The following is a 21447-nucleotide window of genomic DNA, read 5'->3' on the forward strand; positions in this document are numbered from 1 at the left end:
GCCCTATAAGGTGGAACATATTTCACCTTATAGGGCTTTTACATAAGTAAATATATAGAACTGGAAAAGTTATTTATCATCAATTTAGCTTAAACAGATTGAATTGAGCCAGCTAAAGTATTATATTACTAAATATGAATGTTGCCCGGCTTTACTATATAAAAGCCTTATGTTTGATTAGTTATTGACTACAAACCAACAAATTTATCTGTGATTGTAGTTAGTTTTTACTTCGGGGGAGGTTAAAACTAACTACTATAAGTGTGTCTACACTTATATAAAATTCTAAACATTAGCGATGGGACTAATATGATTAAACTTTTTAAAAATAAATTCATGCTTATCTTAATCAGCCTAGTAGTAGTACTAGGGACTTCTAGTAATATTTCGGCAGCTCTGTTTAAAGCTGATATTCAATCTGCTGCGGGTCTAGTAATTGATGCTCAATCTGGCCAAGTTATCCTGAGTAAAAACGATCAACAACGGCTCCCAATTGCCTCACTTTCCAAACTGATTGTAATTTATATGACTGAACAAAAGCTTACAAGCCAAAAGCTGAGTCACACACAAATGGTCACAGTATCTGCAGACATTGCAAAGTTCAGTCAGGATAACTCAGTTGCCAATGTTGCAATGACTTCCCATCGGACGTACACCATTAATGATTTAGAACAGGCTGCACTTTTACCATCTTCAAACGCAGCTGCAATGGCCTTGGCGGACTTTGTCGCTGGTAGTCAAGAAAATTATTATCAAGCGGCTAGCAAGTTATTAAGTCGATGGGGTATCAACGATGTAAAACTATACACAGCCTCTGGCCTACCAAGTGGTAACTTAGAAAATCAACTTTCGGCACGTGAAGTGGCCCAAGTTGCCTTGCACTTAGTAAATGATTATCCAGATATCTTGAAAATCACAAAAAAGCAAACCGCGACCTTTCCTGGGACTACTGGTCAAGCAGTTACCTTAACCAATACTAATAAATTATTAAACCATGCTAACGGTTATAATTTTAGCGGTTTAAAAACGGGGACTACCGCTAACAATGGTAGTAATTTTGCTGGTTATGCAACTGTTAATGGTCGTCCTGTAATAACGGTTACTCTAAATGCACCGGGTGAAGCCAATTTTTCCGATACGCTTAAAATGTTAGACACCGTTGCAAATAAAACCGCTGTCACTAATTTGACGAGCTCAACAACTTTAACGATTCCTAATGCTAAGACCACCAAAGGTCAAGTTACCGCAGTTGCAAAAGAACCTTTTCCGGTTTTTTACGATAAAGATGGCGAAGAACCGCGACTTAGCACAAAAATCAAAGCCGTAAAGCCTACCTTTAAAGCGCCAATCAAACAGGGAACTACTTTAGCCCAGCAAAAGATTTTTTTCACTAACCCAATACAAAATGACTATTTAACCACGCAAAATAACATTAAATATATTGCGCCAAAGAATATTGAAGCGACTAACTTTATCGTAAGTTGGTTCCGCAGACTATTTAATTAATACTTTAAATTCTAGCGTTTCTTTATGTTTTTTTAAGGTCGATGGTCTTTATCACAATTATGCGTATAATTCCATTTAGAGGATTTAGTTAAGTAGGTTTATACGAGGTGATATGATGGACTTAAACATAGAGCAAGCGGCGCTACTTGAAGAATTAAAAGTAGCTCAAACATTAGACAAAGCCTTCCCACATGGTGTTGGTCTTAACCCTGAAATGACAGTAACTTATGATGACTTAATGAGTTTAAAAAAGTTAAAATTAATTTTATTTGAAGAAAAGCATGAGCATTTTGAAAATAAAGCCTTTGAATCTTATGTAGTATCCAGAGGCAGTGGTTTTAAAGCTTATTTAAAAGACTTAACACAAGGTGTATAAATTTTACAGTATTAAAAAGTCATGCCTATGCGCATGGCTTTTTGAGTTGTTACAACTTAGGTGAAACTAATACTGTATATGCACGCAACGTACTTAATTGGTCTTTATAACTTTTTAAAAATCAGTTATGCTAAAACAAAAATGTGAAAGGTAAGAACTATGATTAGCGGCGAAAATTTAAAACGCTTAATTAATTTTTCTGATGCAATCGTCGCGGTTGCAATCACTTTACTAGTAATTCCTTTAACGGATACTTTCCAAAATATTCCCCATGATCATTTGCTTGCTGTCTTAAAGTCTTCAGCTTTTGTCGGGCGACTTGCTAATTTTCTGATTTCTTTCTTTGTTATTTATTCAATCTGGGAAGGGCATCATCAGCTTTTTGAGTCAATCGAAACGATTAGCCGCAGAGTTGCCAAACTCAATCAACTCTGGCTATTATCTGTGATTCTCATTCCGGCAACCACAATGATTAATATGGTTGGCCAGGGAAACCTCGGTATTTATATCTATGGTGGCTCTCTTATGATTAGCCTACTTATTCTACAAATTATTAAAGCTCAACTAAAGCCTGGCTATAATATTTTTAAAAGTAGCATTTTAACGAGCCTAATGATTGCCTTACTATTAATTACAATCTTCCCGCAATTAGGCTACTTTGTTTATTACATACTACTCTTAAGTATTCCGTTAAAACGAAGCTTCCCCAAACTTTTTGCTGATTAGGCGCAAAATAAAATACCCGATAATCTACCGTTTAGCTGTTAGATTATCGGGTATTTTTTATACAAACAAGTCCATTAGGCCTCGCTGAGCCGCTAAAATGTCAGCCAGCTTAACCCCTTGATAAAAACTCAGGCGTAATATCGTAACCATTTGCTGGGCCAAAAGCCGATTTTCAAGCGGACTTGCCGCATTCAAATATTTCGCAATTGTCAGCTCATAATTTTCCCACATTTGGAGTAGTCGACCTTGTAAGGCGGGGGTTTGTTCAATGAAGGCGACAATCTTAAAATTATCTTGCGCTTTAACCTGCACACTTTCCGCCTGTCGGATAAAAGTCAAGAAATCTTGCCAGGGGTTTGCTCCTTTAACAACCCCAATAATCTGCATAAGTAATTCATCTTCATCATCAAAAACAATATCTTCTTTACTAGGAAAATACTGAAAGAGGGTCTTTTTAGCAATATCAACGGCATCAGCGATTTCTTGGGTCGTAACATTTTCAAAGCCACGGGCTAAAAACATGGTCATCGCTGTATCATAAATTTCTTGACGTTTTAATGCCTTTTTTTCTTCTCTATTCATATTTACATTATAGGGCAAAAAATAAAAAATGTAACTAAGTGAATTTTTTGTTGACAAATTAGTTACCGAGTTACATAATAAGCAAGGTAATAAAGTTACCGAGTTACTTATTTAGAAAAGAAGGATTTTAAGATGCACACGACGGAAACAAAGGCTATGCCAAAAGGACGTTCAAATCTTTTTTGGGTTATCATGCCACTAAGCCTTGTATTATTTATTTCAACTTTGGACCAAACTGTAACAACGACAGCTCTTACTGGAATTGTTAAGGATTTAGGCCATCTGAGTCAAGCGAGCTGGGTCATTACCATTTTTATGCTAACTAGTGCCGTCATGACCTTAATCTTCGGCAAGTTGGGGGACATTTTTGGTCGTAAAATTATTTTACAAATTGCCTTAGCAATATTCCTACTTGGTTCTTTATTATCAGGTATGGCAACTAGCATGACTTTTTTAATCTTGGCACGTGGTTTACAAGGAATTGGTGCCGGGGGGTTAAACGCTTTAGTTCAAGCTGCATCAGCTGATGTGATTCCGGCTCGTAGCCGAGGTAAGTACCAAGCAATTTTTGGCTTGCTAAGTATGATTGCTCTACTAGTTGGGCCAATCATCGGTGGCTACTTTGTCGCTCATATTTCTTGGCAATGGTTATTTTTCATTAATCTGCCAATTGGCATCGTGGCCTCAATTTTAATTGCTTGGCGTTTGAAGTTGCCAGTTCGAAAGCAACAAGTTCGCATCGATTATCTTGGTGCAATTTTTGTTACGGTTGCTACTACCGCCGCACTACTGTTAGTAACCCTAAGAGGAAATAACTTTGCTTGGACTTCATGGCAAAGTATGACCCTAATTGTGACATCCCTTGTAAGTTTAGCGCTATATCTGGTTGTTGAGCATTTTATGCGTCATGATGCACTAACACCTTTAGCTTTGTTCAAAAACACAACTTTCAATCTAGCTTGGTTGATGTTTGCTTTAGCTACCGCTGCTTTATTTGTTGCCATGGTTTATGTTCCAATGTATGTGCAATTAGTCCACCAAGTCAACGCACTACACGCCGGTTATTACATGATTCCTTTGTTAATTGCGCTGGTCCTTGCATCAATTATTTCGGGAATTTTAGTTGAGCGTTCCGGCAAATATAAGTTGCAAATTATTATCGCTGCCGTCTTAATTGCAGTTGGATTTTACGGATTATCAACGTTAGGTATGCACTCTGCTGATTGGTTAATTGCCAGCTGGCAATTACCAGCCGGTTTTGGAATTGGAATATTTGTCAATATTGCCCTAATGATTGGTCAAAACACGGTTTCAATCAAGGACCTAGGGAGTGCAACTGGTGTATTGAACTTCTTTAAAACATTGGGTGGGGCTTTTGGATCAGCCTTGTTTGGCGCATTACTAACAAAGCTAATTGTAAATAATTCAATGTTATTTGCCTTTTAACATGTCTTCTTGTACACAGTGCCTGTCGGCATAATCCTATTGGTTTTAGCCATCCTTGTCCGTGAAGAGCATCTCTCAGAAGAGGTTTTGGAATACGAAGAATAATCCTTATGGATAATTAATACCGAAACAATGCGGGTGAATTATTTCGCTCGCTTTTTTAGTGTTTATAAACAAATAAACAATCTTTTTGTATTATTTTTATTCAAATAGGTTTAAAGTAGAAAATAGTTTATAAAATTAGGAGATATATTTTAATGGGTAGGGTAGGAAAAGCAACGACAATTATCGCAATGACCACGGCTTTAGGAGTTACCGCAACTAAAGCAAATTCTGTTTATGCAGATACGGTGCAAACAAGTAGTGCGGCCAATGCTTATGATTCGTTAATTGCTGCTGACCGTGCAGCAGTCAGTTCGGCTCAAGTCGGCGTGTCCGTTGCCAGCGCTGCCTATGACAGTGCTTCTGCCACCATGCCTGGCGCCATTGACCAAGCAAATAGCAATGCGATAGCGGTAAACGCAACGCTCGATGTCGTCCAAAGTTTTGCAAGTCAGATACCTTCTGACTTGTCAGACCAAATTTCAAGTGCAAATCAAGTATCCCAAGCTGCTTATATTAGTTACCAGTCTGCCATCTCTGTTGCAGAAAGTGAACAGCTGTTCGCAAGTAGCCTGGCTGATGTAGTTTTTGATTCTATTGAGGCTCAGCTCACCTCAATAGCCGCCAAACATTCCAATCAAGCAGTCATTTCTTTTGACCAATCTCTTATTAGCTCCTTAGTTGATGCAGATGGTAGCATTGCTGCCTCCTCAGATGCATTGCTAGACGTATATCAATCTGTGTTAGCAAGTAATATATCTAAATCAGTTGCTAGCACAAATTCTTTTGCTGCTATTCAAGCGACAATGCCCGATGCAAGCGCAACTGTTTCATCCATAATCGAAAGAGCTATAGATAGTTCAATCGCAGCAAGCTTAGCTGTGGCAGACAGTTCTGACCCAGCTCTAAGTGCGGCTACTGTGATGTATACTGATGCCGTCGCAATTGATTCAACCACGGCGGCTTTCAATTATTCTTTAACAGCTTATAATGCAACAACTGACACTGCTTCTATCAATAGCTTTGCAGCGCAGTTTATACACTCATTTTATTCCTTCGCACTATTTGATTTATCAACCTTCGTAGATGCTCCTGCTGAATCTTACGCAGACATTGCGCAATCAGCCAACTCAGTCACTGCCTCACTAACTTCCTTAGTGCCAGCTTCAATAATCATTTCCAGTATCTTGGCACCAATTACATCGGCTCAAGCAGCAATAGACAGTACAACGGTCGCATCAAGTGTAACTGAATCAATTTTAATTTCTGCCGAAGCAAAATTAGCTGCAGACTTAAGAAGTAATACTGGTTTAGTTACTTCTGCCAGCTCAGCTGACCTGGCTAATAGTGCTACAGCTACAAAAACTAATCCTGCCAATGCGAGTGGGGATACAAACAGCTTAGTGCCGATTACCTCAATTACCAATGCAACAACTCACCAAACTCTAACCTTCATGCAGGCGGTCGCACCAGCTAATACGATGCAAAAAGGGCAGAGCCTAACCAGTCAAAATACAGTTAGTTTACCTGAAACCGGAGAAGTTAAAGCGGGGGATAGTTTGTTAGCAATGCTAACTGGCTTATTCATCACAATTAGTGCCGGCTTTATTAAGAAACGAAGTTAATCAACCTTACTTAAATAGCCGGTAACTTTCAACATTCCACTGAGGCTACCGGCTATTATTATTTAAGGTGCTATTCATTTTATGAATAGCACAATATTATAAAAAATGATATACAAGGTTGATATTATACAAGTCTGCCTAACCTCCATATACTTAAAGCGTAAAGAAAGCACAGAACGCTGGAGGTAAAATATGACAGTTGAAATTACTAAGGACATGCAATTTAGTCCATCATTCCCATATATTGACAATGGCATTGAACATGGCGTACTAAGCCCTTTTGAATCAAAGGAATTAATTCTTAAGCAGGGAACACAAATTGCCCCTGGTTTTAAGCCACTTGAAGCAGATATTCGTATGTTAAAAGATGTTCCCGTGATGCTTCGTGATGGCGTAAAAATCTATACGGATGTTTATTTACCAGTAAGCAACGAACCGGTACCGGCTCTAATTGCTTGGAGCCCTTATGGCAAGAGTGCTGGTACCGCACCCCGTTATAAAAACTTATTTAATATGTTAGGTATAGGAAATGCTTGGAATTCTGGCCTAACCAAGTTTGAGGCACCGGACCCAGCTTATTGGACTCAGCATGGGTATGCCGTTGTAAACCCTGATATGCGGGGAATTGCCCATAGTGAAGGTAATACTACTATGTTAGGTTCACAAGAAGCAGAGGACGGTTATGATTTAATTGAATGGATTGCGCAACAAAATTGGTCAAATGGTAAAACAGCCCTCACTGGGACCTCTTACTTGGCCTTTTCTCAATGGTATATTGCCGCAACAATGCCACCACATTTAACAGTAATTAACCCAACTGAAGGGTTAGCCGATGGTTATCGTGATTTAGCTTTCATTGGCGGTATCCCCGATAAAAACTTTATCGAGCGGCTAGCAGTGAATCACGTTAGCGCACTTTGCGCAAAACGCGAAGATTTAACTAAAGAAATGGATGCTGCACCATTGGCTAATGCTGCCATTTGGAAGGATAAGGTTGCAGATCCAAGTAAGATTAAAATACCCGCCTTTGTAATTGCTAGTTATTCAAATACCTTGCATACAATGGGGACTTTCCGTTCATGGCGCGCCCTTGGTTCAAAGAAAAAATGGCTTCGTATCCATGACCGTCAAGAATGGCCTTATTATTATGACAAGGCCAATGTTGAAGAATTACGACGCTTCTTTGATTATTACCTGTTGGATAAAGCAAATGGTTGGGAAACCACACCCAAAGTTCGTTATTCATTAATTGGTTTCCAAGGGAATAATCAAACGGATATTCCAGCTGAAAGTTTCCCACCAAAACAGGTGACAAACCAAAAATTCTATCTCAATCCACTTACAAGAACCCTGCAATTAAAGCCCGAAGCAAGCGATATACCTGTAAAATATCTAACCAACACGGTACCTGGACGAACATCATTCCAATTAACCTTTGATACGGCTACGACTCTAGTGGGTTACCCTAAGATTAAATTATTCATGGAGGCTGCTGATTATGACGATATGGATGTCTTTGTTTGGCTTCAAAAGTTAGATAAATTCGGCAATGTATTAAGCGAATTTGTTGTGCCAAATCATGGAGCCGCTTTGCAGGACTTTACACAAGAAGGTGCATCTGCATTAAGATATAAAGGAGCTTGGGGACGTTTGCGGGCTTCAATGCGCCATTTAGATGCAGCAGAATCAACAGACGAGCTTCCAGCATATAGCTTTGACCGGATTGAAAAATTAGCTAAAAATGAAATTGTTGCACTAGACATCATTCTCAGCCCAATTGGCCTAACGTATCAAGCTGGCGAAACTTTACGCGTGATGATTAGCTCAAAAAACGAGCTTGGCTCAGTTATGCCTGGAACACCTGGTGCTACACCAGATAATCAAGGCACGCACATTTTGCATACAGGTGGCCAATATTTATCGTATCTACAATTACCAATTATGGGTGATTAGTTTAACTAGCCTTTGTCAGCTAAAAGATTTATAGTTTAGATACTATAAATCTTTTTTTACTGGGGAAATTATGAATCTCACAAGTTTAAGCTATTTTGTACAAGTTGCAACTGAGGGTAACTTAACTAGAGTGGCCGATAAATTGTTTATCTCACAACCAACTTTAAGTCGGCATATTAAGGAGCTCGAAACCGAGCTTGGCCGTAAATTATTTATTCGGCAAAGCCATACACTAAAATTATCAAAAGACGGACAAATTTTCTTGCCAGAAGCGGTTAAAGTGTTAGAAGCTGCTGATAAATTGACACATATCTTTGACTCAAGTCCAACGGTCACTAGTCCTGTCGAATACATTCGGATTGGTTACCTTGAAAATTTCGATTTACAAAAGATGTATGCTACTTTAAGTGCTTATAAACAGATAAATCAACATATTGAAATGATTTTTACACCTGATAATCCAACTAATTTGACTAAAGGACTAGAAGCTGGCACTTATGACTTGATTTTCTCGCTTTTACCTTATGTAAATCGAAAAGCACAATTTAAAAAGGTCGCTTTTATTGAAAATCACTTACAAATTGCTTTACCAGCTGATCATCCATTAAGCAAATATTCAGTCTTATCTTTTGATAAACTAGCTAATGAAACTTTTATTTTACTTGACCGTGATAAATCACCAATTATTGTTGATTATGTGCTAAATAAAGGACTGGAAAATGGCTTTAATCTAACTGCTAATTATTATGTAAAAAGCTTAGGGCAGGGTCTATCGATGACTGCTTTGGGGAATGGTCTATCTTTTCTATATTCAGCCATGAATCAAGGTGATTTGGCTAGTAAATATAATATAAAAATTGCCGATTTAACTGATGTCGATGAAGCTCAAGATATCTATCTGGCTATTAATACACAGAATAAGAACGCTACAGTTAAACAACTGTTTAAATATCTTAGGCAAATCGCAGTTAAGGAGTAATTTTAAGTTATATTCGAGCGTTGCTAATAAATTAAAAGCCTGTACTTTCCATTTACTTTAGGAAAGTACAGGCTTTTTAGATTTTAGTAAATAATAGCCCGGTACTAATAACTAACCTTGCTAAGCATAGAAGCTAAATGTCATTTTGCTTTAAATGTTGACGACCTAAAATAATGAAGCTTAACAACATGCAAATCAGGATAAGATTTAATACATAAATATTCGCCTGCATAGTTGTATCTTTAGTCATTAAAAAGCTCGTGATATTTACTTTTTTCAAATAAGCAAAAGTTATTAATAACAAGAAGATTACAGCATAGCCAATTTGGCTACCAAAGGTCGAGAGGTGATACTTATGAATAATACCACTCCCGCGGTTAAATATATCACCATGAATATGCTGTTCATTCAGATAAGGATTTAAATAACCCAGGTATACTGTACAAGCCAAAATTCCCAATAAATAAGTACTTTTAAACGGCATCGCAGATAAGATTAATCCCAAACCCAGCAGAAAGGTTGGCTGAATTGATAACTTTTTTACTATAATTGCACCACTTTCAAAACCCAACAAATATAAACCATAGATAAATAAGGTTGCATTTGATTTGAACCAAGCAAAACCATAAAATGGCGCAAAGAAGAGCACATAGGTCATTAATCCCCCTCTTAAAAGAGTTAAAGCAAACGTTAATCGATTGTCATAGTTTCGATTAACGATTATTAACTTTAACGTTAAGAGAATCAGCAAGCCTATTGCAATCAAGTCTGGCCAGTAATTCAGCAAAACGTTTTTTGAAAGCATATATAAAACCAATCGGCTAGCAAAAAGAATTATGGCTGCTATCAATAACCAGTTAGAACGTTTTGGTAAATTAACTGGTTCATGCTTACTAAGAATTGCTCGTGTCATTTTAAAAGCAGCTGGAATTGATAATAAACATAATAAGAGATAGAGGGCAAAATTAATTTGATAACTGTATCTAGGAATTAAGCTAGTTAATATGATGATTAAGCCAAGGACTAAGGCTAAAAAGACTAGCCAAGTATTCCGTTTGTTTATCTTATATTGACCGCTCAAGTCCGTTTTTCCTGCAAGAAAAAGTGGCCATAGTGTCGACGAATGATAACCCAATAAGATACCAGCAAATATTGCTGTTATAAGATTCAATTGAAATAAACTTAATAGGCCTGCGCCAAGCATCCCTGTGACGGTTCCCATTAAAAGATTATTTAATGGGGTAAATCTCGTATTTAAGAGTATTACTCCAATCGAGCGACTAGCATAAATAACAATTAATACTACTAGAAGCAAAGGGCGCTGATAGTAATTATAAGCATTTAACACTATGAAGTAGGGTAAAATGATTCCCATATTAGCAATAAAGTTCAAAAAATAAAAACTGACTGACATTATAAATTCCTAACGTTGTTATTTTAACTTGATAATACCATTATGCCAGCTATATGATGAATGTTAAGTAAACACCAGCTTTTCTCTGCTATTATTTATAGATAATTTAGTTAAGTTAAGTAAATTTAATTGTTGACTTTATGTCGATAACGACATAAACTAATCACATAGTTAAATAAAAAGGGGAACTAATATTATGACTAAAACATTTAAAACACTTGCAGACTTTTTAGGTACGCACTTTATCTATACTTATGATAATGGTTGGGAGTATGAATGGTACGCTAAAAATGACCATACTGTTGATTATCGTATTCATGGTGGTATGGTTGCCGGTCGCTGGGTTAAAGACCAACAGGCCGATATTGTAATGTTAACTGAGGGTGTCTATAAAATTTCTTGGACTGAGCCAACTGGTACCGATGTCGCTTTAGACTTTATGCCTAACGAGTTGAAGCTACATGGAACAATTTTCTTCCCAAAGTGGGTTGAGGAGCACCCTGAGATCACCGTTACTTTCCAAAACGAGCATATCGACTTAATGGAAGCTTCTCGTGAAAAATATGAGACATATCCTAAGTTAGTAGTGCCTGAATTCGCTAAAATCACTTACATGGGGGATGCTGGTGAGGATAACGATGAAGTAATTTCGGAAGCACCTTATGCAGGGATGCCTACTGACATTCGTGAAGGACGCTACTTTGATGCAAACTATCAACGAATTAGCAGGTAATTAACTAACATGCCTAGACCTAGAATCTTACCCTATGTAATTCTCGGAATTTTGTCACAAAAGGGTAAAACGACTGCTTACGAAATTCTTGATGAATTTAATAATGAAATCGGGGAATTTTGGAAGGCATCTCATAGTCAACTTTATCCTGAATTGAATAAAATGATTACAGACCAGTGGATTGAAAAATCTGAAGGAAATGCGCGCGAATCTTCTTATACTTTAACTAACACGGGACAAGAAGCTTTGCATAATTGGTTATTAGAACCAATTAATGAAGGTAATGATGCCTTAACGTCTTTAAAAATATATTTTATTGCTGATGAAGGTTCCGACATTTTACAGTATCTCTTACAATCAACCCTTGAACTGCATGATTCGAAACTAGCTCATTTATTAGCAAGGAAAGCACAGCTATTTCCTAATCAAGCAGCAATCCATAGTCAATATGGTCATTACTTAATACTTGATCGAGCCATTGAACGTGAAGAAAATCATATTTTATGGTTAAAACGGCACCAATAATTTAATAGACAAAGCAATAATTATGGTTAAGACAGCCACCGTTATTGTATTGCGTAAAAACACCTCAGCAGCATTTAGTGTAAATACTGCTGAGGTGTTTTTATAACCATGATGGTAGTTTGCTATACAATTACATGGTTTTGTAAACATAAATAGGTAGAGTCATCTCTATTACTATTAATTATTTCCGAATATTAAGTAAGGTAAGGCTTAAAGACATACCAATTAACATAACTAGAATATACACTGGTAGAGCAAACAGACTACCATTATGTATTACGGTTATGAGATAGGTTAGTATACTAATTAAAATGTAATAAGCAAAGCTGAACAAGCCGCTAGCTGTTCCAATAATATTTTCAAAGCCAACTAACGCTTGACTCAAAACAATTGGTAAAAGTATATTCAAACCAATAAATACAATCAATATGGCAATCAACATTATAACTAAATGTTGCTGTGCGCCGTAAAGCATTAGTCCAGCACCAATTAATGATACTAGTAAGCTAGTTTTTATCAACTGGTATGGTGTGTAATGTGTAACTAAGTGATTAGCAAGAATGGCTCCTGATAAACTAGCTACTGCAATGATAAGACCTGTCCAGCCATATTGAACAGCTGACAACTTAAAACCCTCCATGAATACAAACGGTGCTTCAGCATAGTAACTGAACAAGATACCATTAACACCACTTATTAGCAGCGCATAGCCCCATACCTTGGGGCTTTTCGCTAATTGTTTGATGACATTAAACCAGTTCAAATCTTTTTCAATTAATTGTGGGTTTCGTGTTTCAGGCAAACGCAAACTAATGTAAAACACCAGCATAACGGCCATCACAATTAAAGCAGAAAAGACACTGCGATATCCATAAATGGACTGTAAAAAGCCACCAATAATAGGCCCTAATGCCGGTGATAAAGCTAATGCAGCGCCTACTTTAGCAAAAACTTTTTCTCCTTCGATACCATGAAATGATTCACGCATAATCGTTTGTGTAATAACCGATCCCGCAGCTGCACCAAAGGCTTGAACAACTCGGAATATAAGAATCCATTCAAAGTTAGGAGAGTACAACAGGCCTAAATTACCAAGCAAATAAATTATCAACCCAAGTAAGATAGCTGGTTTGCGACCCACTTTATCTGAAAACCAGCCGAAGAATAAAACACCAAAAGCAAACATAAAAAAATATGTGCTCATGGTTAATTGGGTCGTTTGAGCAGAAATCTGCATACCCGCACTCATCGCTGGCAAGATAGGGGTGAAAATAGATTCACTAATTTGTGGAAAGCCAATTAAGGCAATAATAATTAAAATTGATGGTTGTTTTTTTAGGACGTTAATCACATTATTTCTCCTTTATTAATCTTAAATAACAGAAAAACGTCCTTGATCACTTACAGCGGCACATGAAATGAATATAGCATATGAAATCATCTCGATACCTCCTCTCGTTATATACATAAGTAGTAACTATTTCATATTAACGGGGGATTGTCAAATTTTGTTGGTTAATAGGGTTTTTAGATGGCAAATTGAATTATTGGAATTGAGTATTTTTGATGTTTATTGGGCGGAGTGGAGTTCAAATAGTTATATACAATCTTGGTTCTTAGCATGTTATGTTTCCTCTTAACAAAATAAAATCTAAGGTTGCATGATTATTTTTTGCGAATCATTATCATGTTTTTCATTTATATGTCAGTATGCCACTAATATCAAATGAATGTACATGCAAGGAATTATAAGATTATCTAATATAAGCGTCACTAATTTTTGAAAGTATTTATAAAAACGATATACTTATATACAATGACTTTCATTAATCAACACAATAACTTACATTTCTAGTTTATAGGTATGTTTAGAATGTTTTTTATAAATGAAACATATGACGCCGCCAATGCTGGGCTAAAAGTCTATGTACGCTGCGAAAAAATAAAATAAATGAATCACTCTCTGACGAGGCTTTCGAAAATGTTAACAACCCAAAGCTTGAACACTGATGGATTAAGGAGGAATTTATGCTTTTTTTATAATCTGTTTCATCATTGGTATGATTATTTTTGGGATATTTTATCTTATTAAGTATGTGGCTAATAAGTTTTTATTGATTGAAAAGCTTGATAATAAAGAGCTTTTAAAGGCAGAAGTACATTCCGATAACTGGGGGATTATAGAATCCTATGCAGTTATTGGAACACCATACTATACTATCCTCAAAACACAAGATAACTATTATTTCCTAGTAAAACACGATAGTTTCAAAAATCTTTTTCTTAAAAAATCTACATGGCAAGCTTATAAACTATCTGAAGCAGATGCAAAGCAAGCCATTGACAACAATGCAGTTGATAGAACATTAATCAGTTTAGGTGGCTTTTCAGCTATTCTAATTTTTCTGTCAAATACTTTTATGCAATCACCAGATTGGTTATGGTTCTTAAATATTAAAAATGTACTTTTAATATTACTTGCAATAATGATGGGGAGCGTCTTAGGAATTTTAAGAATACAGCTCAACTTAAAAAAATATCAAGAGAATAGCGTGTTATTAACAAAATTAGGAAAAACAATTCAAATTCAAATTATGAGCAATCAGAGGTGGACTATTGTTGTACCATTAATAGCTTATGTAGTACTTATAATTATGCCCTTACCAGTTTTTATTAAAGCTGTTTCCTGGGCACTGCTCTTTATAGAAATAGTTCCAAGAATGTTTTCTTCCATTACAAGTTTGAAGAGAAGAAGAGATCCAAGCCAAATAACCAAAGTTCAAAGATATTTATATGGTGAGGAAGCAGCATGGTTGAACTTGGGTGAACCATCTGAAATTAACAACAACTATAAAGAGCATATCTAAAGGCTGAAGAATATTATCACTGGAAGTTACTGTCAAAATTGAAGGCGTAACTCTCCATATTGATGATATCTACGTTTATGGGATGGGATTACATTAGACTTGAATATGGCACTGATATTATTGAATTTGTGATACAGAGATTCGTGTCTGTAAGTTTTGTATATTTATTGTCCTTAGCTGAATTGGAGTAAGGAGCGAATTTATCATGTTAGTAATAGTCATATTAATTGGAGTAATAGTAGTTAAAACCGTGTTAGATGTATTAGGTTACATCAATGAAAATCTATCAGCTGGTATCAACTTCCTTATAATATTATTAATACTAGCGTTTCTATGGTACGCAGTAGCAAATGCTTAAATATATCGACTATGTTACAAATTAAACTAATGATACAGGGGCTCGAGATTGCTTGTTATATCAAGCTTTCCGAACTGTATCATTAGTTTATTTTTTTGATTTGTAATCTCATTGTTACATTCTAAAAAGTATGATGCAGTTATTCAGAAAGTCCCTCATTTGAGGGACTTTTTTATTTGCAGTTCTAAGAACTGTGTATTTTTTTGTGATACTACTACTCAAAAGAGTAGTTGAATATTAGGTTATTTTAAGCCAAAAAAGGAGTGGAATATGCGGGTGAATGATTTATATTCTCTTGTTTCTATGTATGGGCTTTTGTTCATGGCGATAGGATTTATTATTTATTGGGTAGTTGAGTCAGAACTATTTAGCAAGGAGCAATCTTATGAGGCTAGCTAGAGAAATGCTTCGATTTGATCAGTTTCTTCAAAGTGAAGAAGTGGATGTGAATGTTCCTAAAAGTGCAGTTACTCGTGATAAGTTATTTTTCGAAAAAGAGGAAGAAGTTGTTTTACAAGGATATGAAAATATCAAGAAGCATTATAGAGAGCACCTTGAGGGGGAAAACCAATTTATTCTAGATAATGTTGCCAGCCAATTAAAGGTGAATGATATTGCACTAGTGGGCTGGAAATATTTAGAGTATTATCTCTGCCCGTACGCGTGGTCTTTGGCTATGTTGTTTGTTTTATTTGTGGTGTTATTGATTCTAGCCCTTATTATCACGGTCACTTTTATATGCTCATATGTCAATAAAATGGACTAAAAAGTTTCTACTGAACAAACGAGATTCTTTCATTATTAAACCAATAGATATAGTTACCCTACAGCTAATTCGATTTCATCAATACTTCTGAATTTTCTTTGATAAATCATCTCTCTCTTGAGAATGGAATGGAAAGCTTCTATACGGCCGTTATCATATGGATACTCTTTTAATGAATATGAATGTTTTATTTTATTTGCTTTTAAAACATCTTCAAAATTAAAGCTTGTATACTGGCTTCCCATATCACTATGAATTATGTGTGGGTTCCTAAAATGATTAAGCGCATCTAATATGGGGACTAGGGCTAGCTCAGACGTCATCTGCTTTCCAATTTTGTAGCTTAAAACGCTTCGCGTTTCCGGATTATATGCAGTTGCCAAATAAATCCACTGTCTATTAACTAGTTATAGATATGTAATATCTGTGCTCCAAATCCCTGATAAATCATCAAATTTTTTAATTATATTTTCCTGTTGAGTGTAATTATTCTTCGTTGTCGGTTTGCGGTAACGTTTAACCATGATTGATCTAATGTTTAGCTGACGTATTAATTTAAGAGCCATATAGTTACTTATAGTTGGAGTTTGCTCATTTGTTTTTGAATACTTACTAATTCGACGACAACCGTACACTCTATTATTACTCCAAATTTGCATAACGGCTTTTTTAATATTAATCGACGTTTTTCAGTAGGACTTGGCACCCATTTTAGCCAATTAAAATACGTTGATTTATTTACCTAAGGCCTTCAAAATTCTAGTGAGTAGATAACCCTGTGCTAATAAATCTTTAATTAGCGGCAATCCATTGACTCGCTTTAATGTTTTGCGAGTAGGATTGCCGCTCTTTTTAAAATTTCTAATTCTTCCTTTGCAATTGCTAATTCTTTTTGAAGCTTTTTAAATTCTTTATCTGTAATAAGCTTGCCTTTTTCATCTTTAGTGACAGGCGTAGCCTGTCTAACCCAATGTCTAATTGAATCTGCAGATACTCCATATTGAACAGATAATTCTGTAAATGAATTTCCTTCGTGATAAAGCTTAATCATAGAATCTTTAAAATCAGTGGAATAACGTTTTCCTGCCATTCGTTTTGTCATAAAAAAATCTCCTATACTAAAATTAACAGACACGAACTTAATCGGTCCATATTTTTAGTATAGGAGCAAAAGATGGTGGAGAGTATACAGCATCATTGAAACTGAACTCAGATTTTAAAGTTGATAGAGCATTTGAATAGTTGATTTCAGTCAGGTTTTAGGGCCTGGCTTTTTTATTGCTAATATTTACGAGTGTTATAACTAAAATAAAACTTCATTTATATCTCATGATATTGTATACTTTTATGGGTTGTGTTAATTAAATCACGAATTTGATATTAAGAGAGTGTATAAATAAATCGGAAAGATTGCTTCAAACTTGAATGTCGCTAATTCATCAATCACGGGTTTACAAAGAGTTTCAGAAGATAAGTTTGGTTCCTTCAGCCTTTCTAGTAGTAACTTGAAAGGTATGGAAACAGGGGTGAAGGTCGGTAATAAGCTTCTGGATAATGTAAACAAATTAACTAGTAGTGAAAAAAGCAGGCCGAAAAGTTTCCACAAATAGCCAAGATTATCGAAGCTCGAGATAACGATCAGGCTTCAAAATTTGGTAGGTAGACAATATGCCAGACAAAAATGATATTAGCAGTGAACAAAGAGCTGAATACAAAGCCAAAATAATGCGTAAAGAACGCGATTTGGAAGATTTTAAAAAGCTTCGAAAATCACTTGGACAAACTGATATAAGCTTTATTGGTACTGTAAATGCCGGTTATGGTAATTTACGAGAGTTGCAAGAAAGAGATCGACGCTGGGACAAGACGCTTGATAAGGAAATCACACTAGATTCAAGAAAAGCTTCAGAAGTAGACAAGTTGGTTCATGAACAGAATGCTAGAATCGAGGAGTATTTTGCACAAGTGAAAAAACAAACATTAAACAAGATTGACGAGTTAGAAAAAGAGCGGAGAGATCTACCATGGGATTAAGATATTTAAGTACAGATTCTTCTGGAATGAAAAATAATTTGAAGAAAACTTTACAGCAAAGTAACCAGGCTATTGCAGATTTGAAATCAGGTAGTGAGCATTTAGTCAGTGCGATTGACAGGCATACTTTGTCTGGAGCTGCTTATACAGCAGGTAAAGGGTTATTCTCAGATTTGATTATCCCAGCAATTAGCAACGTTTCTAAAGCATTGGATAATGTGCAGGCCGACTTAACAAAATACGAGGCACAGGAAGACATTGTTAACGGTGAAAGCCTGCTGGACGAAGATCGACTTAATGCGGAACACAAAATTAAAAGTATGCTGCGAGATGCAGCTAAGCAACAATCAGAAAATTTTAAACAAACAGCAAGAGCAGTTGAAAAAATTCCAATTTTGGAACTTGGTGCAGGTATGTTTAAAGGCATGTCCAAGCAAATGGACTCTGTGGCAAAAAGCTACCAAGATGAAATCACAAAAATTGAAAAGAAATTGACAAAATTGCACAAATTCTCAACTGGTATTCAAGGGCTTTTTCAGAATAGTTTGCAAGAGCTTGAATCAGCGATGAAATCTGTCACCTCACTCAATAGTGCAATTGTGAGTAGCAGTACTGGGAAGTACCTTCTCAAAAAGCATGAATCACAAAAAAATAATAAGTTGTATGATTCTTTAAAGAAGGGTGCACTTACAGACGGAACTTTAAAGTTCTTAGAGAAACTAGCAGAAAAAGGGTCAAAGGTTTTAGAAAATTCAAGTGAGTATCTGGCCGCCGTGGCACTTGCTTCAAATGGAAGGTTAGTTCAAGTATCGAAATATGCAGAGCAGGTTGGTAAAGTTGGTGCAAAAGCAGGAAGGGCATCAAAATACGTCCCAATTATTGGCTCTGGGTTGACATTTTATGATGATTTAACAACAAGTCATGATTTTGGACAAGCTGTTGTACATACGGGTGTTAGTCAGATTACCGGAACTGTTATTGACGGTCTAGGTATAATTGGAGGGCCATTTACGGGATTTGCGTCGACAGGAGCGGCTTTTCTGGGGAATGTTGGCGCGCAAGTTGCGATTGACAAGTTTTTTGAAGACGCACCGATGAAAAAGTGGAAAAAGTTTGAGAACGACGGCTTTAAGAAACGAGCCGAGCTAAATGATGAGTATATCACTAACAACACACAACTTTCAGAGGATCAAAAAGCACTCTTAAACAAGTATTCTGGCGATCCAATGGACGTTTATCGGAATCTATCAGGACAAAGTAATGTATCAACATTTAAATAGAACCTTACCAAATTTGTGGTATTTCGTATTTGTATAAGGAGAGCTTAATGAAACAGCCCGTTGAGGTTTTTAGAGTCAAAGATGCTAAAGAGTCATATTTTATAGCGCATACTGAAGAGGATAAATATATTTTATTCAAGTTACGCTCGCCTTGGTATGGTTTTTTAAATCTAATACCTGGTGTCAGCGTGGCACGTAAAGGACAAATTATAGATGCTGAGATTGCTAAGCAGTGGATTTACATTCCAAATTCTGACGAGCGTGAGAACGGTAGTGGAACTAGGGTTGGATTAGCGATGATTGCGGGTATACTATTGAACGCCGGTTTTTTGGAATATAGCGATCTAGGCCATGTATATTTGTTGATCACTGCAATAATACTAGGTTTTTTAGCAGCTAATTTATACGCTTCTTTTACAGATGCCCAGATAAAAAAACAAAATAAGTTAATACAAGATTTTAAACCGAATATAGAGGCAAGCATTTATAACCCATCTATTGGAGTGAGGTTACTAATGCTCTGTATGTTAGTTGTGGCTCTTTTGCCATTGGGATCTTTCCAAATATTTGCAATGTTCATGTTTTCAATGGTGGTTAATATTACCTCGTACAATAATTTTGTCGATGCGGAAAACCTTGAAGACACAAATAATAGAATAAAAATATTGAATTTATAAAAATAGAAGGGGTTTTAGAATGTCACGTAGATTTTTACCATTAGGCAGTGTCGTCACCTTAAAAGGTGGGGGATTAAAATTAGTCATTATAGGTCGTGGTCTTATGTTTAACGACTCAGAAGAAACAAAAACGATTACCTTTGACTATGCAGCAAGTTTATATCCAATAGGTTTGGATGTTGATAAAACCTATTATTTTAATACTGAAGATATTGATCAAATGGTGTTTGAAGGATATTCCGATGATGTGGAAGATCATTATCAAGATGAGTTGAGCCAAATTTTGGAAGAACTTACACCCTATGATACAGAAACAGAAACGATTAATATTGATACATCCGAAACTGAAAATGAGATCCTTCCTGGGAAATCCGAAGTAGTTAATACTAGCAGAGGCCCTTATGGATTTTAAAAGTGAATAAGGATTAAATAAGTTCAAATTATTTAGAAAAGTAGACAGAGTTTTAGATAGCTCTGTCTTTTTTTGCAATGGTGGATTGTCCATAAAGCAACAATTTTGAAACATTTCCAAGTAATCAATAAATTACCATGTTTTTGTGATCCGACTCATTTTAGTTATATTCAACAAAAATAACTAAGGAACATATAGGCATGGCTGAAGATCAAACAAATTCGAACACCTATCATAAAGGGAAACCCGTTGATAGAAACACTAAGAACTTTGTGGGAATTGTCGAATATTTGGAACACATGGTCACACTTTAAAGCCATTGGGTCATCAGGGCCAATTTACTGTTGATGATCACCATTCATTAGTAATTACACCTTCAAAAGATTTGTGGCATTCATTTAAATATAGTGAAGGTGGTGGTGTAAAGAAGCTAATGGCGGTTGATAATGGCTATAATTTCGAAACAATTATGAGAACTCAACCGCAACTACTATCCAACTTATATGAAGGTTCCTGGTGGTTATGGACGTGTTTTGTACGTTCATAATGTGGAAGATGGAGGCAACAAGAACCATTGGTTACGTGCATTGTCTGAAGAAAAAAATGTGCTTCTTGATATTGATATGGTATGGGTGTTGAGAATACTAAGGATTTTATTGATCGTTTAGATAAGGCATACGTTAATCAAATTACAAAAGAATGAAACATAATTTGTGACTTCCAGAGAAAAAATAATCAAGTGTCATCAAAATACCTGATACAAAGACATTTAAAGTACTTACAAAATTAAAGTATGAAGGTTAAGAATAAAATTATAAGCATAAGGTGATAGAGAGATATTTGTAATCTCTTTGAAATATTACCTTGTGCTTATTTAATTAAATAGAGCAAAGTTCTTATATTATTTAAATTAAAAAAGCATAAGGTAATTAGAGTTAAATTCTCTGTATTACCTTATGCCTTTTCTTTTTATAAGCTGCCATAACAACATGGTAGAAAATAAAAAAACGACTAGCTCTAACTAGTCGTCCTTAGTTCATTGATAACTTCATATACTTCAATAAAGCATAATCACGGTATCATTCA

Annotated in this window: 20 protein-coding genes; 15 read left to right on the plus strand and 5 right to left on the minus strand. The window is 35.8% G+C overall.

Annotated features, from left to right (window positions below; genetic code table 11):
- Positions 1 to 309 precede the first annotated feature (309 nt).
- The 3 genes from TT13_RS06120 to TT13_RS06130 all read left to right on the plus strand — a co-directional run bounded on the left by TT13_RS06120 (position 310) and on the right by TT13_RS06130 (position 2608).
- Positions 310 to 1506: a serine hydrolase gene (locus TT13_RS06120; protein ID WP_052348561.1), complete on the plus strand. Its 1197-nt coding sequence runs from the start codon at positions 310 to 312 to the stop codon at positions 1504 to 1506.
- 112 nt (positions 1507 to 1618) lie between these two features.
- A complete protein-coding gene (locus TT13_RS06125) occupies positions 1619 to 1882 on the plus strand; it encodes a hypothetical protein (RefSeq protein ID WP_145912355.1) in 264 nt (87 codons plus the stop codon).
- Positions 1883 to 2041: 159 nt separating this feature from the next.
- Positions 2042 to 2608, plus strand: a complete 567-nt coding sequence (locus tag TT13_RS06130; protein WP_027699172.1) for a TMEM175 family protein — start codon at positions 2042 to 2044, stop codon at positions 2606 to 2608.
- Positions 2609 to 2665: 57 nt separating this feature from the next.
- Here the strand turns inward: TT13_RS06130 and TT13_RS06135 are convergent, their stop codons facing one another.
- Positions 2666 to 3190, minus strand: coding sequence for a TetR/AcrR family transcriptional regulator (locus tag TT13_RS06135; RefSeq protein WP_145912356.1), 525 nt, complete (start codon positions 3188 to 3190; stop codon positions 2666 to 2668).
- Positions 3191 to 3322: 132 nt separating this feature from the next.
- Here TT13_RS06135 and TT13_RS06140 point away from each other — a divergent pair, with 132 nt between their 5' ends.
- The 4 genes from TT13_RS06140 (at position 3323) to TT13_RS06155 (ending at position 9295) form a co-directional block, all read left to right on the plus strand.
- Positions 3323 to 4636 (plus strand): MDR family MFS transporter, encoded by a 1314-nt coding sequence (locus TT13_RS06140; RefSeq protein WP_052348563.1) that lies wholly within the window; start codon positions 3323 to 3325, stop codon positions 4634 to 4636.
- Positions 4637 to 4893: 257 nt separating this feature from the next.
- Positions 4894 to 6363, plus strand: coding sequence for a hypothetical protein (locus tag TT13_RS06145; RefSeq protein WP_027699173.1), 1470 nt, complete (start codon positions 4894 to 4896; stop codon positions 6361 to 6363).
- Between the two features lie 192 nt (positions 6364 to 6555).
- Entirely contained in the window at positions 6556 to 8316 is a 1761-nt protein-coding gene (locus tag TT13_RS06150) for a CocE/NonD family hydrolase (RefSeq protein ID WP_027699174.1), read from the plus strand.
- Positions 8317 to 8386: 70 nt separating this feature from the next.
- A complete protein-coding gene (locus tag TT13_RS06155; protein WP_027699175.1) occupies positions 8387 to 9295 on the plus strand; it encodes a LysR family transcriptional regulator in 909 nt (302 codons plus the stop codon).
- A 133-nt stretch (positions 9296 to 9428) separates the two neighbouring features.
- On the opposite strand, the gene TT13_RS06160 is transcribed toward TT13_RS06155, so the two are convergent.
- Positions 9429 to 10709 carry a hypothetical protein gene (locus tag TT13_RS06160; RefSeq protein ID WP_052348564.1) on the minus strand — a complete coding sequence of 427 codons (1281 nt, stop codon included), beginning with the start codon at positions 10707 to 10709 and terminating at the stop codon, positions 9429 to 9431.
- Positions 10710 to 10905: 196 nt separating this feature from the next.
- Here TT13_RS06160 and TT13_RS06165 point away from each other — a divergent pair, with 196 nt between their 5' ends.
- Both TT13_RS06165 and TT13_RS06170 read left to right on the plus strand, forming a co-directional pair.
- Complete coding sequence (locus TT13_RS06165; protein WP_027699176.1) at positions 10906 to 11442, plus strand: phenolic acid decarboxylase; 537 nt, start codon at positions 10906 to 10908, stop codon at positions 11440 to 11442.
- 9 nt (positions 11443 to 11451) lie between these two features.
- Positions 11452 to 11967: a PadR family transcriptional regulator gene (locus TT13_RS06170; protein ID WP_027699177.1), complete on the plus strand. Its 516-nt coding sequence runs from the start codon at positions 11452 to 11454 to the stop codon at positions 11965 to 11967.
- Positions 11968 to 12148: 181 nt separating this feature from the next.
- Here TT13_RS06170 and TT13_RS06175 read toward each other — a convergent pair whose 3' ends face one another.
- Entirely contained in the window at positions 12149 to 13318 is a 1170-nt protein-coding gene (locus TT13_RS06175) for a multidrug effflux MFS transporter (RefSeq protein WP_027699178.1), read from the minus strand.
- 709 nt (positions 13319 to 14027) lie between these two features.
- On the opposite strand from TT13_RS06175, the gene TT13_RS06180 reads away from it, so the two are divergent.
- Both TT13_RS06180 and TT13_RS06185 read left to right on the plus strand, forming a co-directional pair.
- Complete coding sequence (locus TT13_RS06180) at positions 14028 to 14834, plus strand: hypothetical protein (RefSeq protein WP_027699179.1); 807 nt, start codon at positions 14028 to 14030, stop codon at positions 14832 to 14834.
- 743 nt (positions 14835 to 15577) lie between these two features.
- Positions 15578 to 15958, plus strand: coding sequence for a hypothetical protein (locus TT13_RS06185; RefSeq protein ID WP_027699180.1), 381 nt, complete (start codon positions 15578 to 15580; stop codon positions 15956 to 15958).
- A gap of 53 nt (positions 15959 to 16011) precedes the next feature.
- Here TT13_RS06185 and TT13_RS11190 read toward each other — a convergent pair whose 3' ends face one another.
- Entirely contained in the window at positions 16012 to 16347 is a 336-nt protein-coding gene (locus TT13_RS11190) for a DDE-type integrase/transposase/recombinase (RefSeq protein ID WP_145912358.1), read from the minus strand.
- Between the two features lie 431 nt (positions 16348 to 16778).
- The gene (locus TT13_RS06195; protein WP_027699181.1) at positions 16779 to 17060 is read right to left on the minus strand and encodes a transposase; all 282 of its coding nucleotides are present in this window, start codon (positions 17058 to 17060) and stop codon (positions 16779 to 16781) included.
- A 566-nt stretch (positions 17061 to 17626) separates the two neighbouring features.
- Between TT13_RS06195 and TT13_RS06200 the strand changes: the two genes are divergently transcribed.
- From TT13_RS06200 to TT13_RS06215, 4 genes are read left to right on the plus strand one after another with little or no spacing between them, the layout of a single operon-like run.
- Positions 17627 to 17992 (plus strand): hypothetical protein, encoded by a 366-nt coding sequence (locus tag TT13_RS06200; protein WP_027699182.1) that lies wholly within the window; start codon positions 17627 to 17629, stop codon positions 17990 to 17992.
- Entirely contained in the window at positions 17983 to 19272 is a 1290-nt protein-coding gene (locus TT13_RS06205; protein ID WP_052348565.1) for a hypothetical protein, read from the plus strand. The genes TT13_RS06200 and TT13_RS06205 overlap by 10 nt, the downstream gene beginning before the upstream one ends.
- Before the next feature lie 47 nt (positions 19273 to 19319).
- Entirely contained in the window at positions 19320 to 19949 is a 630-nt protein-coding gene (locus TT13_RS06210; RefSeq protein WP_027699183.1) for a hypothetical protein, read from the plus strand.
- 19 nt (positions 19950 to 19968) lie between these two features.
- A complete protein-coding gene (locus TT13_RS06215; protein WP_082816191.1) occupies positions 19969 to 20361 on the plus strand; it encodes a DUF4176 domain-containing protein in 393 nt (130 codons plus the stop codon).
- Positions 20362 to 21447 lie beyond the last annotated feature (1086 nt).

The organism is Weissella oryzae SG25, assembly GCF_000691805.2.
GTDB lineage: Bacteria > Bacillota > Bacilli > Lactobacillales > Lactobacillaceae > Weissella > Weissella oryzae.